Origin of the sequence: Flavobacterium sp. (assembly GCF_035456085.1) — a bacterium.
Lineage (GTDB): Bacteria > Bacteroidota > Bacteroidia > Flavobacteriales > Flavobacteriaceae > Flavobacterium.
In genome coordinates this window covers 1-16,434 of the sequence record NZ_DATIDY010000253.1, presented here as the reverse complement: position 1 = coordinate 16,434, position 16,434 = coordinate 1, and the positions used below count along the sequence as shown (strand labels likewise).

Annotated in this window: 12 protein-coding genes and 1 pseudogene; 3 read left to right on the top strand and 10 right to left on the bottom strand. The window is 32.9% G+C overall.

Annotated elements, in window-relative coordinates; genetic code table 11:
* The 3 genes from VLC96_RS18375 to lysA form a co-directional block, all read left to right on the top strand.
* Positions 1-2,475, top strand: a 2,475-nt coding sequence (locus VLC96_RS18375; protein WP_325265265.1) for a glutamate synthase-related protein, incomplete at its 5' end; no start/stop codon positions are given.
* A gap of 3 nt (positions 2,476-2,478) precedes the next feature.
* The gene (locus tag VLC96_RS18370) at positions 2,479-3,933 is read left to right on the top strand and encodes a glutamate synthase subunit beta (protein WP_325265263.1); all 1,455 of its coding nucleotides are present in this window, start codon (positions 2,479-2,481) and stop codon (positions 3,931-3,933) included.
* Positions 3,934-4,256: 323 nt separating this feature from the next.
* The gene (lysA, locus tag VLC96_RS18365; protein ID WP_325265261.1) at positions 4,257-5,486 is read left to right on the top strand and encodes a diaminopimelate decarboxylase; all 1,230 of its coding nucleotides are present in this window, start codon (positions 4,257-4,259) and stop codon (positions 5,484-5,486) included.
* A gap of 104 nt (positions 5,487-5,590) precedes the next feature.
* Here the strand turns inward: lysA and pafA are convergent, their stop codons facing one another.
* The 10 genes and pseudogenes from pafA to VLC96_RS18315 form a co-directional block, all read right to left on the bottom strand.
* A complete protein-coding gene (pafA, locus tag VLC96_RS18360; RefSeq protein WP_325265260.1) occupies positions 5,591-7,213 on the bottom strand; it encodes an alkaline phosphatase PafA in 1,623 nt (540 codons plus the stop codon).
* A 154-nt stretch (positions 7,214-7,367) separates the two neighbouring features.
* Positions 7,368-7,781: a hypothetical protein gene (locus VLC96_RS18355; protein WP_325265258.1), complete on the bottom strand. Its 414-nt coding sequence runs from the start codon at positions 7,779-7,781 to the stop codon at positions 7,368-7,370.
* Between the two features lie 35 nt (positions 7,782-7,816).
* Positions 7,817-8,761 carry an NAD(P)H-dependent flavin oxidoreductase gene (locus VLC96_RS18350; protein ID WP_325265257.1) on the bottom strand — a complete coding sequence of 315 codons (945 nt, stop codon included), beginning with the start codon at positions 8,759-8,761 and terminating at the stop codon, positions 7,817-7,819.
* Between the two features lie 41 nt (positions 8,762-8,802).
* Entirely contained in the window at positions 8,803-9,990 is a 1,188-nt protein-coding gene (gene mnmA, locus VLC96_RS18345) for a tRNA 2-thiouridine(34) synthase MnmA (protein WP_325265256.1), read from the bottom strand.
* Between the two features lie 222 nt (positions 9,991-10,212).
* Positions 10,213-10,929, bottom strand: coding sequence for a toxin-antitoxin system YwqK family antitoxin (locus tag VLC96_RS18340; protein ID WP_325265254.1), 717 nt, complete (start codon positions 10,927-10,929; stop codon positions 10,213-10,215).
* A gap of 222 nt (positions 10,930-11,151) precedes the next feature.
* Positions 11,152-13,053 carry a membrane protein insertase YidC gene (yidC, locus tag VLC96_RS18335; RefSeq protein ID WP_325265253.1) on the bottom strand — a complete coding sequence of 634 codons (1,902 nt, stop codon included), beginning with the start codon at positions 13,051-13,053 and terminating at the stop codon, positions 11,152-11,154.
* A 114-nt stretch (positions 13,054-13,167) separates the two neighbouring features.
* Positions 13,168-14,781, bottom strand: coding sequence for a CTP synthase (gene pyrG, locus VLC96_RS18330; protein WP_325265251.1), 1,614 nt, complete (start codon positions 14,779-14,781; stop codon positions 13,168-13,170).
* Between the two features lie 240 nt (positions 14,782-15,021).
* Entirely contained in the window at positions 15,022-15,252 is a 231-nt protein-coding gene (locus VLC96_RS18325; RefSeq protein WP_325265250.1) for a DUF3820 family protein, read from the bottom strand.
* A gap of 94 nt (positions 15,253-15,346) precedes the next feature.
* Positions 15,347-15,748, bottom strand: a complete 402-nt coding sequence (locus VLC96_RS18320; protein WP_325265249.1) for an OsmC family protein — start codon at positions 15,746-15,748, stop codon at positions 15,347-15,349.
* Between the two features lie 75 nt (positions 15,749-15,823).
* Positions 15,824-16,434, bottom strand: a pseudogene (locus tag VLC96_RS18315) (peptidoglycan-binding protein); the annotation flags it as partial.

The window sequence follows — 16,434 nt, the reverse complement described above, 5'->3', positions numbered from 1 at the left end:
GCTATTAACCCTTACATGGTTAATGAAATTCTTCATGATCAGGTAAAACAAGGATTTATTACAGGTGTAAAACCTGAGTATGCAATTAAAAATTACAACAAAGCAATTGCAAAAGGACTTTTGAAAATTATGAACAAAATTGGTATCTCTACTTTACATTCTTATAGAGCTGCTCAAATTTTTGAAATATTAGGTCTAAATAAATCTTTTACAGCTAAATATTTCCCATATACTCCTTCTAGAATTGAAGGTATTGGATTGATGGAAATTGAAAGAGAAGTTAAGAAAAGACATCAAAACGCATTTCCAAAATCAAAAATTGCAAATTTATTACCTTTAGAAATTGGAGGTGTTTACAGATGGAGAAGAAACGGTGAAAAACATATGTTTAATCCAACTACCATTTCTAAATTACAACAAGCTGTTCGATTAAATAGCCCAGAAAGCTATAAAGAATACTCAAAAATGGTTAATGAGCAAAGTGAAAACTTAATGACCATTAGAGGTTTATTCGAATTCAACAATTTAGATCCAATTTCTATTGACGAAGTAGAACCATGGACTGAAATTGTAAAAAAATTCAAAACCGGAGCAATGTCTTATGGATCTATCAGCCAGGAAGCTCACGAAAATCTAGCGATTGCAATGAACAGAATTGGAGGTAAATCTAACTCCGGTGAAGGTGGAGAGAACCCAAAACGTTTCCAAAAAGAAATGAATGGAGATTCTAAAAACAGCGCCATCAAGCAAGTTGCATCTGGAAGATTTGGAGTATCTATCAATTATTTGACAAATGCTCAAGAGATTCAGATAAAAATGGCTCAAGGTGCAAAACCTGGTGAAGGTGGACAATTACCTGGTGAAAAAGTTGTGCCTTGGATTGCAGAAACAAGAAACTCTACTCCTTATGTAGGTCTTATTTCTCCTCCTCCTCATCACGATATTTATTCTATTGAAGATTTATCTCAATTAATATTTGATTTAAAAAATGCTAATAGAGAAGCTAGAGTCAATGTTAAACTAGTAGCTGAAGTTGGAGTTGGAACAATTGCCGCAGGTGTTGCTAAAGCAAAAGCTGACGTTATCTTAATTTCAGGATATGATGGAGGAACAGGTGCTGCGCCATTGACTTCATTACAACACACTGGTATTCCATGGGAACTTGGGCTAGCGGAAGCACAACAAACTTTAATCTTAAACGATTTAAGAAGTCGTGTAGTTTTAGAGTGCGATGGACAATTGAAAACAGGCCGCGATGTAGCTATTGCTGCTTTGCTTGGAGCTGAAGAATTTGGATTTGCAACTGCGCCACTAGTAGCTTCTGGTTGTATTATGATGAGAGCTTGTCACCTGAATACTTGTCCAGTTGGTATCGCAACACAAGATCCTGAATTGAGAAAGAATTTCAAAGGAACTCCTGAACACGTTATCAACTTCATGTATTTTATCGCTGAAGAGTTAAGAGAGATTATGGCTCAACTTGGTTTCAGAACGTTGAAAGAAATGGTTGGACAATCTCAAAAATTAAATGTTGATAAAGCAATCAAACATTATAAAGCAAACGGATTAGATTTATCTACTATTCTTTATAAACCAGAGAAAGCGAAAACGGTTCCAAATCATAATACATTACCTCAAGACCATGCATTAGAAAATGTACTTGACTTTGATATTATAAAAGCAGCTATTCCATCTATTTATAGAAAAGAAAGAACCAGAGTTACATTTGATATCAAAAATACAGACCGTTCTGTAGGTGCTATTTTAAGTAACGAGATTTCAAAAATATATGGAGCTCAAGGATTACCTGACGATACCATTTTGGTTGACTTTACAGGTTCTGCCGGTCAAAGTTTTGGAGCATTTGCTGCAAAAGGATTGTCTTTCAAAATTCATGGAAATTGTAATGACTATTTAGGAAAAGGACTTTCAGGTGGAAAATTAATTGTAAAAGTACCTCCTACTGCTACTTTCAAACCAGAAGATAATATCATTATTGGTAACGTAGCATTATATGGTGCAATCACTGGTGAAGCTTATATTAATGGTATCGCTGGAGAACGTTTTGCAGTACGAAATTCTGGTGCAACTGCGATTGTTGAAGGAATTGGAGATCACGGTTGCGAATACATGACCGGAGGAACTGTAGTTGTTCTTGGTAAAACAGGTAGAAACTTTGCTGCTGGTATGAGCGGTGGTGTTGCTTATGTTTATGATGCCAAAAAGAAATTTGAAAATGGATTGTGCAATATGGAAATGGTTGCCTTAGAAACATTAGAAGATGAAGATTTAGCAAAATTAAGACACTTAATCAAAAATCATTCTATGTATACCAACAGCCCATTGGCGAAACGCCTTTTAGTAGATTGGGAAAACGAAAGCAAAAATTTCATAAAAGTTATGCCAACTGATTACAAAAAAGCATTACAAAGATTGGCAGAAGAAAAGCAAATTGAAGAATTAATAGCACAATAAGTCATGGGTAAAATAGGAGGATTTAAAGAATATAATAGAGCCGACGAAAGCAACGTAGCTGTTGTGGAAAGAGTAAAAAATTATAATGAGTTTACAATTCCGCTTTCAGAAGAAAAGAAAAAAGAACAAGGGTCCAGATGTATGGATTGCGGAATTCCATTTTGTCATAGCGCCTGTCCATTAGGAAATTTAATTCCTGATTTTAATGACATGGTGCATCAGGAAGAATGGGAAAATGCTTTGCAAATTTTACAATCAACAAATAACTTCCCAGAATTCACAGGTCGTCTGTGCCCAGCTCCATGTGAAAAATCATGTGTACTAGGAATAATAAAAGAGCCAGTTGCAATTGAAAATATTGAAAAAAACATCGTTGAAAGAGGTTTTGCAGAAGGATGGATTAAACCACAAGCGCCAAAAGTAAGAACAGGAAAAACTGTTGCTGTAATTGGATCAGGCCCAGCTGGATTAGCCGCTGCTCAACAATTGAATCGTGCTGGTCATACAGTTACTGTTTTCGAAAGAGATAATGCAATTGGAGGTTTATTACGTTATGGAATTCCAAATTTCAAATTAGAAAAAGGGATTATCGACAGACGAGTAAAAATATTAGAAGCTGAAGGAATCACTTTTAAAACGAATGTAAACGTTGGAGTTAACTATAGTGTAGAAGAATTAAATTCTTTTGATTCAATCGTATTATGTGGTGGAGCTACTGAAAGAAGAAGTTTACCAACTAAAGGTGCCGATAGCAAAGGAGTTGTTCAGGCAATGGATTTTCTGACACAACAAACCAAAGTATTATACGGAGAAAAAATTGAAGATCAAGTTTTAGCAACAGGTAAAGATGTAATTGTTATTGGTGGTGGTGATACAGGATCAGATTGTATTGGAACATCAAATAGACATGGAGCAAAATCAGTTACTAATTTTGAAATTATGCCTAAACCACCAATTGGAAGAAGCGAAACTACTCCATGGCCATTTTGGCCTTTACAACTGAAAACATCTTCATCTCACGAAGAAGGATGTGACAGAAATTGGTTGATCAATACTAAAGAATTCCTTGCTAACGAAAAAGGAGAACTGGTTGGATTAAAAACTGTTGAAGTTCAATGGAAATTGACACCAGGACAAAGACCTGAATTAATCGAAAAAGAAGGTTCAGAGAAAATTTGGCCTTGTGATTTAGCATTATTAGCTTTAGGTTTTACAGGTCCAGAAAAAACTTTGGCAGAGCAATTAGGTTTAGAAATTGATTTTAGAACTAATTATAAAGCTACCAATTATCAAACTAATGTACCACATATTTTCACTGCTGGAGATATGAGAAGAGGTCAATCGTTAATTGTATGGGCGATCTCAGAAGGACGTGAAGCTGCAAGAGAAGTTGATTTATACTTGATGGGTCATAGCAATTTACCAACAAAAGGAAATGGCGATTTACCTGCTTTATAATTTTTGAAACAAAAAATCTAAAAAATCCCTTGATATCATTTTTATCAAGGGATTGTTTTTTTTAAAACCAAATTAGAATTCATTTCCTTAAAATTTAATTATTTGATTAAAAAATTTTAATCAATTACTACTATAATTTTAAGAAAAATAATATTCGTTAAATATTTAACAAAAGCTGATAAAAAACAAACAAAGTTAAGAAAAACAAAAAATACCGACTATTTGTTTTAATAGTAACAAATAGTTACATTTTGTTAAACATGCATAAATTATTTGGTCGTAATCCTAAAGAATAATAAATTTGTCAAAAAATAATAAATAAGATGCAAGCAAACGATTTACTACAGTTAGCAGAACAATTTGGAAGTCCACTTTATGTGTATGATGCAGAGAAAATACAATCCCAGTATAATCGATTAACAAAGGCCTTTTCTAAAGTTCCTAATTTACGCATCAATTATGCAATGAAAGCATTATCAAATGTTGCCATACTTCAATTATTAAGAGATATGGGGTCAGGATTAGATACTGTTTCCATTCAGGAAGTTCTTTTGGGTTTACACGCTGGTTATGCACCAGAAAAAATATTTTATACACCAAATGGTGTCTCTCTAGAAGAAATTGAAGAAGTACACGCATTAGGAGTACAAGTTAATATTGATAACTTATCGATATTGGAACAATTTGGTGCAAAACACCCACATGTTCCAGTATGTATACGTATTAACCCACATGTTATGGCGGGTGGAAATGCAAATATTTCAGTAGGACATATTGATAGTAAATTTGGTATTTCTGTTCATCAGTTACCTCATTTGGTAAGAATTGTTGAAAATACTAACATGAATATTGTTGGTATCCACATGCACACTGGATCTGATATCTTAGATATTGAAGTATTTTTATATGCGGCAGAAATTTTATTTGATGCTGCAAAAAACTTCAAAAACTTAGAGTTTTTAGATTTTGGTAGTGGTTTCAAAGTTCCTTACAAAAAAGATGATATCGCAACAGATATTGATGAATTAGGCAAAAAATTATCTAAAAGATTTAATGCTTTCTGTACTGAATATGGTAAAGATTTGACTTTAATCTTTGAACCGGGAAAATTCCTAGTAAGCGAAGCTGGTTTCTTTTTAGCAAAAGTAAATGTAGTAAAACAAACAACTTCAACTGTTTTTGCAGGAATTGATAGTGGTTTTAATCACTTGATTCGTCCAATGTTTTATGGTTCACAACATTTTATCGAAAACATTTCTAATCCAAAAGGAAAAGAACGTTTTTACTCAGTAGTAGGATACATTTGTGAAACTGATACTTTTGCAACAAACAGAAGAATTGCAGAGATTAAAGAGGGAGATATATTATCATTTAGAAATGCTGGAGCTTATTGCTTCTCTATGTCTTCTAATTATAATTCAAGATACAAACCAGCAGAGGTTTTATGGATGAATGGAAAAGGATATCTAATCAGAGCTCATGAAAAATTTGAAGACTTACTTCAGAATCAAATTCCATTGCCAGTAGAAACTAAGGAAACTGCTGCAGTTTAATTTAAAATTAAAAAAATCCCGAAACAAATAAATAAATGTTTCGGGATTTTTTTATACAAATAAACATTCCAAAAAAAGTGAACTTTAATTGGAAATCGATAGGATTATTTTTTCACAAACAACTCATCTAAAACTTGACCTTCTGTACCATTTGGAACAGTAATTTTTAGCAATTTAGAGACCGTAGGAGCTATTTCTGTTATCGCTTCTTTTTTATACGATTCTCCCTTTGGAATGTGCCATCCGTAAAAAAGTAAAGGTACATTCGTATCATAACTATTCGGTGTTCCATGAGTACTTCCAGTATCCATTCCATAAGTTTCCAAATATCCTGTTCCCTCAAGAATTACAAGATCTCCACTTTGCTTAGGATCGTATCCTTTAAAAATGAAATTTAAGTAATAATCACTAGCTGAACCTGCAAAAATATCTTCTTGTGTATACACTCTTTTCACATAAGCCTGTTCCATCAAAAAGTCTTTGAAACTTTGTTTCACTTTCGTTAATTCCAAACCTTTTTGTTTGATAGCTTCTCTATCCAAATAAACATTAAAATTGGAATACTTCAACACTAAATTAACACCAAAAGTATCCGTTGAAAACTTACTCAAAGAAGCAGAAATCTCTTTGGAAGCAATGCTATTTACGTTTAATTTACGGTCTTTCAAATAAATTGCATTTTCTGCAACTGCGTGATCTGCTGTCAAGAAAAGCAAGTAATTATCCTTTCCAACATTTGCGTCCAAATAATCCAAAAATGTGGCAATCGTAAGATCCAAACGCAAATAAGTATCTTGAATTTCAATAGAACGTGGGCCAAAAGTATGTCCTACATAATCGGTAGATGAAAAACTAAAAGTCAAGAAATCCGTTATATTATCTTTCCCCAATTCTTCTTTTTCTATCGCTCTCATGGCCAATTCAGCCAAAAAATCATTCCCGAACGGAGTCGTTTTTAAAACTTCCATTCCTTTTTCGTTATAAATTTTCTTCAAATCATACGGAAATACGGGAGGTACATCTTTCTCCAAACTGCCTTCGTATGGGTTATTGTCTGGTAAACTTTCGTTGTAGGTATCAATCGGCTTCAACAAACTCCATCCTTTATCAATATATTTCATGAAATTCTTTTCAGCATTAAATTGGGTAACCCAATCTGGGATTTTATCTCCATAAAAATTACTTGAAGTAAATGCTCCCGATTTCGTACTCCAAAAAGCCCAATTCGCAAAATGACCCGCAGGCAAAATAGCTCCACGATCCTTAATGCTCACTCCTATCACTTTCCCTTTAAAATTTGTTGCCATTCTCAACTCATCTGTAATCGTAGTACTCAAAAGGTTTTTTGGAGACATCATCCCTTCTTTTTCAGTGCCTTCTACCAGCGTTTTTACACTGGCATCATCTGTGCAATACATATTTTTTCCGGTCGAACGAACATACCAATCATTCCCTATAATTCCATGCACAGCAGGAGTTGTCCCTGTATAGATAGAAGCGTGACCAGGAGCTGTAAACGTAGGCACATAATTATAATTCATATTGTGGTAAGTAAAGCCATTATCCATCAGTCTTTTGAAACCCTTGGCTGAAAAATCATCAGAAAACCGATATAAATACTCCATTCTCATTTGATCTACAACTATACCAACAACCAATTTAGGACGCTGTTGTGCCTGACTTTGAATTGCAAAAGCACATACTAAAAACAAAATAATTTTTCTCATAATATATTTTAAATGGTAAACAAAAATAAACTTTATCTAATAAATAAAACCTCAACACTATTATTAAAACAATAAGTCATTATTTATGGAGGAGAATAAAGGAATGTAATGCAATAAATAAGTTTGCGCACAACTTGAAAAAGTCAAAAACTTATTATTCAAAATTAACAACATTATATACCAATACCCTATCACCATATTTGATATATAATTGTTTTCTATTATCTTGATTTTTTCTGGTAATAAACGAAAGTGTACAATCTTCACCATTATTATCCTTGCAGACAAATGGGTAAATAAGATCTGTTTTACTTTCTTCTTCGTGAAGATATTCTACAATTTCAAACAACTGAATTGCCTCGGAGTAAACTACAATCCTGTTTTTATTAGTATCTAAGGTAACTAAAATATTAACTAATTTTAATTCGCTCCAGTCACCATATTTGCCATTTTTTTCTTTAACAGCAACACTTAAACCAGTAGTTTTGAATTTATAAACCTGACTGAAACTTTGATGCAAACCAACAAACAGAAACAGCAATAAAAGGGCATTTTTTAACTTAATCATTATATAGAAATTTGTAGAAAAGCAAATGTAATAATTTAAAAATTAAATAAAACTACATCTTGTTTTGCATGTTCAAATTCAGCAATCATAGTATCAATTATTGTTTTTGCTGGCAAGACATCTTTGATTAATCCTGCTATTTGACCAATTTCCAATTCGCCTTCAATCAAATCTCCTTCAAACATTCCTCGTTTTGCTCTGGCTCTTCCTAATAATGTTACTAAATCTTCTTTACTAGGACATTTTTCGTATAATTGTTGGATATCTTGGTAAAATTTATTTTTGATTAAACGGACAGGTGCCAATTCCTTTAAAGTTAATTGAGTTCCTCCTTCTTGAAGTTCAACAATGTTTTTTTTGAAATTTTCATGTGAAGAAGATTCTAACGAAGCGGCAAATCGAGTACCAACTTGTACCCCATCTGCGCCAAGAGTCATTGCAGCAAGCATTCCACGACCAGTTGCGATCCCACCTGCTGCGATAAGAGGAATCGAAATTTTATCTTTTACCATCGGAATTAGAGTAAAGGTAGTTGTCTCTTCTCGTCCATTGTGCCCGCCGGCTTCAAAACCTTCGGCCACAACTGCGTCTACTCCAGCTTCTTGTGCTTTTAAAGCAAATACAGAACTGCTAACTACGTGAACAACCGTTATTCCATTTTCTTTCAAAAAAGATGTCCACGTTTTTGGATTTCCTGCTGATGTAAAAACAATTTTTACTCCTTCATCAATAATAATTTTCATTATTTCTTCAATATTGGGGTATAACATTGGTACGTTTACTCCAAAAGGTTTGGAAGTTGCTTTTTTACATTTTTGAATATGTTCTCTTAAAACTTCGGGATACATAGAACCGGCACCAATCAAACCTAATCCTCCAGCATTACTAACGGCGCTAGCTAGTTTATAACCACTATTCCAAATCATTCCGGCTTGAATAATTGGATATTTAATATTGAAAAGGCTTGTGATTTTGTTCATATAAAAAAGAAACTTATTATTTGATGATTTTATAATTCAAACTAAGAAATCACTCCAGATCCAACTAACTCATCATTCAAATACCAAGCGGCGAATTGACCTTCGGTAATAGCTGATTGAGGTTCATCAAAAGAAATATACATTCCGCTTTCGAATTGATGTAAAGTTGCTTTTTGCAGTGGTTGTCTATATCTAATACGCGCCATAACATCCATTGTTTCACCTTCGCCTAAAGCCAAATCCTCGCGAATCCAATGCACTTCTGATTTATCAATAAACAAAGCCTTTTTGAATAATCCAGGATGCATACTTGACAAACCGGTGTAAATGGTATTGGTTTCAACATCAGTTGCAATTACGAATAATGGATCTGTTGTGCCTCCAACATTTAAACCTTTTCTTTGGCCGACTGTAAAATAATGAGCACCTTGATGTTTGCCCATCACTTTCCCCATATTTGGAGTATAAGGCAATTTTCTTGAAGCAAAACTTAATTGGTCTTCAACTGATAATTCGTTTTTAACTTCATTAGCATATACGGGATCATTTTTATCAATCTGGATAATTGTTCCTTCTTTGGGCTGTAATTTTTGTTGCAAAAATTCGGGCAAACGTACTTTTCCGATGAAACATAAACCTTGGGAATCTTTCTTTTCGGCAGTGACTAATTCCATTTCGGCAGCAATTTCCCGCACTTCAGGTTTAGTTAGCTCACCAATAGGAAATAAAGCTTTTGCCAATTGTTCTTGAGACAACTGACATAAAAAATAGGACTGGTCTTTGTTATTATCAACACCCGCTAGGAGTTGGTATACTTTTTCTCCATTGACATCTATTTCTCCTTTTCGGCAATAATGTCCTGTTGCTACGTAATCGGCACCAAGACTTAAAGCGATTTTCATAAAAACGTCAAATTTTATTTCGCGATTACAAAGCACATCAGGATTTGGAGTTCTCCCTTTTTCATATTCGTTGAACATATAATCAACGATTTTTTCTTTGTATTGTTCACTTAAATCAACCGTTTGGAAAGGGATTCCTAATTTTTCGGCAACCAATAAAGCATCATTACTATCTTCCAACCAAGGACATTCATTTGAAATGGTCACTGAATCATCGTGCCAATTTTTCATAAAAAGACCTATTACCTCATATCCTTGTTTCTGCAATAAATAAGCAGCAACACTAGAATCCACACCTCCTGAAAGACCTACAACTACACGTTTCATATACTAACTATTATCATCTCACAAATGAGAACAATTCACACAATCGCATTATAAATCAAAACCAATTGACTATAATGCATTTTCATTTAAAAATTTGATTGAAATTTTAATCATTTGCAAAAATACAAATAATAATACTAGTTACAGCTATATATAAAATCGATGAAAATAATACTGTAATAATTAAAGCAAATGACTCATAAGGGTGTTTCTAAAGACAAGTTAATCTGTCTTCACCTTATCTTTTTTAAGCATCGGTTTTTTGGGCTTATCCATATTTTCTTCACTTTCCAATTTTCCATTGATAAAAAACTGCCACTTTCCAATTTTCTTGCCGTTTTTGAACATTCCTTTGGCTACGACTTGGTCATTCGGATCTTTATAAATTGCTTCACCATCATATTCTCCATTTTTAAAAAAGCTACTTTCCATGACAATTCCTGTTTCGGAATATTTTTTATATGAACCTTCTTTTAAACCATTTTTATAAACAACTTCATCTACAATTTTTCCATTTGGATAATACACAATTCTTTTTCCATCTAACTTACCATTCTTATAGTTTTCCAAAGTCATAAGTGTTTTAGAAGATTTGTGATAGTATTTCCATGGTCCTTCACGCAATTTATTAACCTCTTTCCCTTCGCTTACAATATTTTTGTTTTGATCATAGAATATCGTATAACAAGAATTCTCCTTTGGATTAAAAGTTCTTGTTGCAATGATAGATTTTGCTTTAGTATCATCAAAGAAATTGAAAACACCAACTTCTTTTCCATGCTCAAAAGTTCCTTCATACCTAGGTCTTCCTGATTCTTCATAAAACCCTTTCCAGACTCCATGTTTCTTTCCTTTTTCGTCAACAGGATTGTTTTCTGCTTGAGAAAAAACAGCTTGACAACACAAAAAAAGCATCAAAATTCTAAAAATAGCAATCATATAATTCCAATTAAATTATTCGAAACAAAAGTACAACCTAAAACCAAATGTTTTCTAAATCCACTTTCAATATTTTAAAGATAAATAAAACTTGACCTTTCAAAATTACAAACACAAATTGCACGAATTTCAAGGAAAAACATTCCCCAGTCTTGTTATTTGATATAGAATAAAAAAAGCTCCTTGAAAAAAGGAGCTTTTTGTTAATATATTACTGCAATATTATTTCTTTTTATCATTTGCTTTTTTAGCCTCGGCTTGTTCCATAGCTTCTTGCAAACGCTGTTGGAATTTACCTGGTTTTTTAGGCTCTTTCAATTTATTCTCTTGAATTTGAGCGTGAATTTTCTCAGAATCAACAATGTAGTTTTTAATAACAAACATAATTCCAATAGTAATTAAATTCGAAATAAAGTTATACAAACTCAATCCAGCACCATAACTATTAAAGAAAATCAACATCATAATTGGTGAAATATAAATCATATACTTCATCATTTTAGCCATATCCGGCATTCCTTCTTGCTGAGGAGCTGCCATTTGTTGATCACCTGATGTCATTTTCATATAAAAGAAAATTGCAATAGCTGCCAAAATTGGAAACAAACTAATGTGATCACCATACAATGGAATATTGAAAGGCAATTTAAAAACTGAGTCAAATGATGACAAATCATCTGCCCAAAGAAAACTTTTTTGTCTCAATTCAAAAGCTGATGGGAAGAATTGAAACGAAGCATACATAAATGGCAACTGAATCAAAGCCGGAATACAACCCGCCATTGGATTAACACCTGCTTTAGAATACAATTTCATTGTCTCCTGCTGTTTCTTCATTGGATCTTTTTTGAATTTTTCACCAATTTCTGTAATATCCGGTCTCAAAACTTTCATTTTTGCTTGGGACAAGAACGACTTGTAAGTAATAGGTGACATTGCCAGTTTTATAATAATGGTAAAAATTATAATAGCAATTCCATATGATATATTCCCACTTAAAAATCCAAATAATGGAATAAAAATCCATTTGTTAATCCAACCAAAAATACCCCAACCTAATGGAATTATTTTTTCTAAATTCTTATCATAACTTTTTAAAGTTGAATAATCAGCTGGTCCAAAATACCAATTCATTTTATAATCCAACTCACCATTAGTTAAAGCCAAAGGCATATTTGCATTAAATTGTTTTATAAAAATGGTATCTTTCTTTTCGTCTATAACTAATTTATTAGATTTTAAATCCGCTTTTGCAAAAGGAGTATCAGTCAATAAAGCTGAAGTAAAGAAGTGTTGCTTGAAAGCAACAAATTTTACTTTTTCAAGAGATTCCTCTTTATTTGTACCATCATTAACATTACTAAACTTTTCGTCACCATATTCATAGTTCAAAAGAGTGTAGCGATTCTCGTAAGAAATGCTTTTTTCAGTTCTATACGTTTTTAAATTCCATTGCAAATCCATTGGCTTTGCCGTATTCAAAACTTTATTCAAACCTTGAGAACGAACATCAAAACCAACCATATAATCGTTTGGTTTCAAAATGTATTTATATTCTAAAAATTCATTAGCACCAGCTTTCAATTTCATCGAAAGAATTTGATCAGCTCCAACTTTAGACAATGTAGGTTCAAAATACAAGTCTTTTGTATTCAAAACTCTGTTATCGTTAGTTTGCAACTGAATATTCAAATCGGCATTATTGTCTTTAATCAAAGAAACCAATTGCTTTGAATTTTTCTCAAATTTCTCATAGTTTTTTAAAGTTGCCTCTACGATGTAACCGCCTTTGTTTGCAATTTTTAATAACACAAACTCATTTTCGATTGTAGTAACATCATTTTTAGCAGAAGGTAAAGTCGCTGAATAAGCAAAACCTCCTAATGTTTTTTGCAATTGAGCCAATTGTGTAGAATCTCCTGGTACAATAGCAGCTGTAGGAGCAGCAATTTGTTTTGCGGCTGCTGCATTTGCTTGAGCTTGTTTTGCAACTAATTCTTTTTTAGCCTTTTCTGCAGCAATTTGCGCCTCTGAAGGTTTGTTTTGGTACATCATCCAAAAGAATATACCAACAATTAGTAACATCCCTATAATCGAGTTAAGGTCTAATTTTTTTTCTTCCATTTTATTTATTATTGTTATCTATGTCCTAATTTTAATGAATTAGAAGCTGATTTCATTAGTCATCAATAACTATTCCATGTTACATTATTGATGATTTCTTTCAAGAAAATTATGTTATTTCTTTTTTCCTTTTACCGCAGCTGCAACAAAACTTACAAAAATTGGGTGTGGATTTGCTACCGTACTCTTATATTCCGGATGATATTGCACACCAATAAAGAAAGGATGATCTTCGATTTCGACAATTTCTACAAGACCTGTATCAGGATTTACTCCAGAAGAAATCAATCCAGCTTTTTGCAAATGATCAACATACTGATTATTATATTCGTAACGGTGACGGTGACGCTCCGATATGGTAGTTTTGCCGTAAATTTTATGTGCTAACGAATCTTCTTTAATATCGCACTTCCAAGCCCCAAGACGCATTGTTCCACCTTTATCCGTAACATTTTTTTGATCTTCCATCAAATTCACTACAGGATTTTTGGTTTTATCATTCATCTCTGTAGAATTCGCATCAGCTAAACCTAAAATATTTCTCGAATATTCGATAATAGCCATTTGCATTCCCAAACAAATTCCAAAAAATGGCACTTTGTTTTCACGAGCATATCGAATGGTTTCGATTTTACCTTCAATCCCTCTTTCTCCGAATCCTGGAGCTACAAGAATTGCATCTAAACCATGTAATTTTTCAGTTATATTTTCAGTATCAATAAACTCAGAATGTATAGAAACGACGTTAACTTTAGTTTCATTGGCAGCACCTGCATGAATAAAAGCTTCCAAAATTGATTTGTAGCAATCCTGCATTTCTACGTATTTTCCAATCAAACCAATATTTACAGTATGTTTAGGAAATTTCAATCTACGTAAGAAAGTATTCCACTGTTTCAAATCTGGAGCTGCTTTTTTAGGCAAATCTAATTTTTTCAAAGCAACAACATCAAGTCCTTCTTCCAACATTAAATTTGGAACTTCATATATAGTTGAAGCATCAATAGATTGAATAACCGCTTCTCTTTTTACATTACAAAACAACGCTAATTTATTGCGGATTTCATCCGAAATCTCATGCTCTGTTCTACAAACCAAGATATCAGCTTTGATTCCGCTTTCCATCAAAGTTTTAACAGAATGCTGAGTTGGTTTTGTTTTTAATTCACCAGCTGCAGCCAAAAATGGGATTAATGTCAAATGAATAACAATAGCATTATTTTCACCTAAATCCCAAACCAATTGACGAACAGATTCAATGTATGGCAATGATTCAATATCACCTACAGTCCCTCCAATTTCAGTAATTACAATATCAAAATCGCCAGATTTACCTAACAACTGCATTCTTTCTTTGATTTCATTGGTAATATGAGGTACAACCTGAACCGTTTTACCAAGAAATTCTCCTCTACGTTCTTTTTCAATTACCGAAAGATAGATTCTTCCAGTCGTTACATTATTAGCCTGAGATGTTGGAACCGTCAGGAAACGCTCGTAATGTCCTAAATCCAAATCAGTTTCTGCACCATCATCTGTCACATAACATTCACCATGTTCATACGGGTTTAATGTACCTGGATCAACATTTAAATAAGGATCAAACTTTTGAATTGTTGTCCTATACCCTCTTGCTTGTAACAATTTTGCTAAAGATGCTGCTATAATTCCTTTTCCTAAGGAAGAAGTCACACCACCTGTAACAAAAATATATTTCGTTTGATTCATTATGTTATGTTTGTATTGTAGTTGTGTAAAAAACTTGGCAAAAGTACAAATTAATTAGACAATTAGCGAATTAGAAAATTAGAAAATATGCCAATTATGAAATTAGTTTAATGAATCCTTTTAAAAATTTAGAGAATAAATAAACTATAATTCAGAAACGATGAATTAAATCCATTTCAAACCAACATTTTTATAATTATCTGTCAAAATTTTTTCTAATTCGCTAATTATCCAATAATTTTAAGGTCTTGGATACTTCTTTTTTATATTACGAATTAATTCTTCGAGTCCGTTAAGTTTCAACTCATAAATTAATTTCAATTGATCACCAAGCTCTCCTTTCGGAAAACCTTTGTTACTGTACCAAACAATGTAGTACTCAGGAATATCTATAAGATACCAGCCTTCGTATTTACCAAAGGGCATTTTGGTATGAGCTAGTTTTATGAGTTGTTTTTGGTTTTGCTCCAAAGTTTTAATAATTTATATTTAAAATTAAAAAAGAAGGCTGTCTAGTTGATGACAACCTTCTTTTTTAAGACATTATGGAAAAGTAAATTTATATTTATTTCCAATTAAACGTAATTCGTTTATCGATATCGGTATTCAAACTAAGGAAAACAGGACAAGTCATTGCAGCTCTTTCCAGAATCGTTTTGTCTTTTTGTTCGGTAACGCCCTGCATTTCAAAAACAATTTCGACAGCCCCAATTTTTCTTGGCTCGGCATTCATAATTTTTGTCACTGCTGCAGTTGACCCTTCAAAATTAATATTCAAATCTCTTGCTTTAATTCCCATAATAGTCATCATACATGTAGCCAAAGCATTAGCCACAGCATCTGTTGGAGAAAAAGCCTCTCCTTTTCCATTATTATCAACCGGAGCATCCGACAAAACTTCAGTCCCTGATTGAATGTGTATTGAGGAAGTTCTTAAATCTCCCAAATAAGTTACTTTTGATGTCATTGTTTTTAAGTTATGGGTTGTGGGCTTTCAGTTATCAGTTTTCGGTTATCAAAACTGATAACTGAAAACAGTTTTTTACTTCGCTTCTTTGATAGTCAAATCGGAGTCGTAATACAGAATGTAAACTCCTTTGTTGACATAACCGCCTTCTTCTTTCTTATGATACTCAAATTTGTTTTCAACCTGTTCGGTAATCATAGTTTCGGCAGTTTCCTGATACGTTTTTTCTTGTGACAAACGCATTAGAGTATCAAAAGTAATATCAAATCCACGTATTGCAAATGTACTCGGATTTACTTTGTTCTTTTTTCTGTAACTCTGCATAAATATTTGAGCTTCAGGAGAATTATTTTCACGGGTTGCAGAAGGATACATCAAATGCAGTTTGGTCAGGTTTTCAAATTTTATTTCGTCAGTATCCAATGTTTCATTAGGTTCTAGAATAACCAATTGCACCTGATAAGCTGCCATAGCCCCCAACATGGTATTCATTGTATATTTAATCATTCCGGTATTGGCTGTTTCAAGGATAACATAATTCATTCTGTCCTTGACCAATAACTTTTTAAAACCTTCTACATCCAAACCACCTGTTGCTGTCAATGGAGCTATTTTAACCTCTTTTTGATTTTCTAAAATATACTTTCGGATTGTTTCCCTTTTCTTATCAATTACCGCTATGATAT

Coding starts and splice junctions, on each gene's coding strand:
- yidC (WP_325265253.1), bottom strand. CDS start 13,053: ATGGAAGAAAAAAAATTAGACCTTAACTCGATTATAGGGATGTTACTA.
- VLC96_RS18355 (WP_325265258.1), bottom strand. CDS start 7,781: ATGATTAAGTTAAAAAATGCCCTTTTATTGCTGTTTCTGTTTGTTGGT.
- VLC96_RS18320 (WP_325265249.1), bottom strand. CDS start 15,748: ATGACATCAAAAGTAACTTATTTGGGAGATTTAAGAACTTCCTCAATA.
- pafA (WP_325265260.1), bottom strand. CDS start 7,213: ATGAGAAAAATTATTTTGTTTTTAGTATGTGCTTTTGCAATTCAAAGT.
- lysA (WP_325265261.1), top strand. CDS start 4,257: ATGCAAGCAAACGATTTACTACAGTTAGCAGAACAATTTGGAAGTCCA.
- VLC96_RS18340 (WP_325265254.1), bottom strand. CDS start 10,929: ATGATTGCTATTTTTAGAATTTTGATGCTTTTTTTGTGTTGTCAAGCT.
- VLC96_RS18370 (WP_325265263.1), top strand. CDS start 2,479: ATGGGTAAAATAGGAGGATTTAAAGAATATAATAGAGCCGACGAAAGC.
- mnmA (WP_325265256.1), bottom strand. CDS start 9,990: ATGAAACGTGTAGTTGTAGGTCTTTCAGGAGGTGTGGATTCTAGTGTT.
- pyrG (WP_325265251.1), bottom strand. CDS start 14,781: ATGAATCAAACGAAATATATTTTTGTTACAGGTGGTGTGACTTCTTCC.
- VLC96_RS18350 (WP_325265257.1), bottom strand. CDS start 8,761: ATGAACAAAATCACAAGCCTTTTCAATATTAAATATCCAATTATTCAA.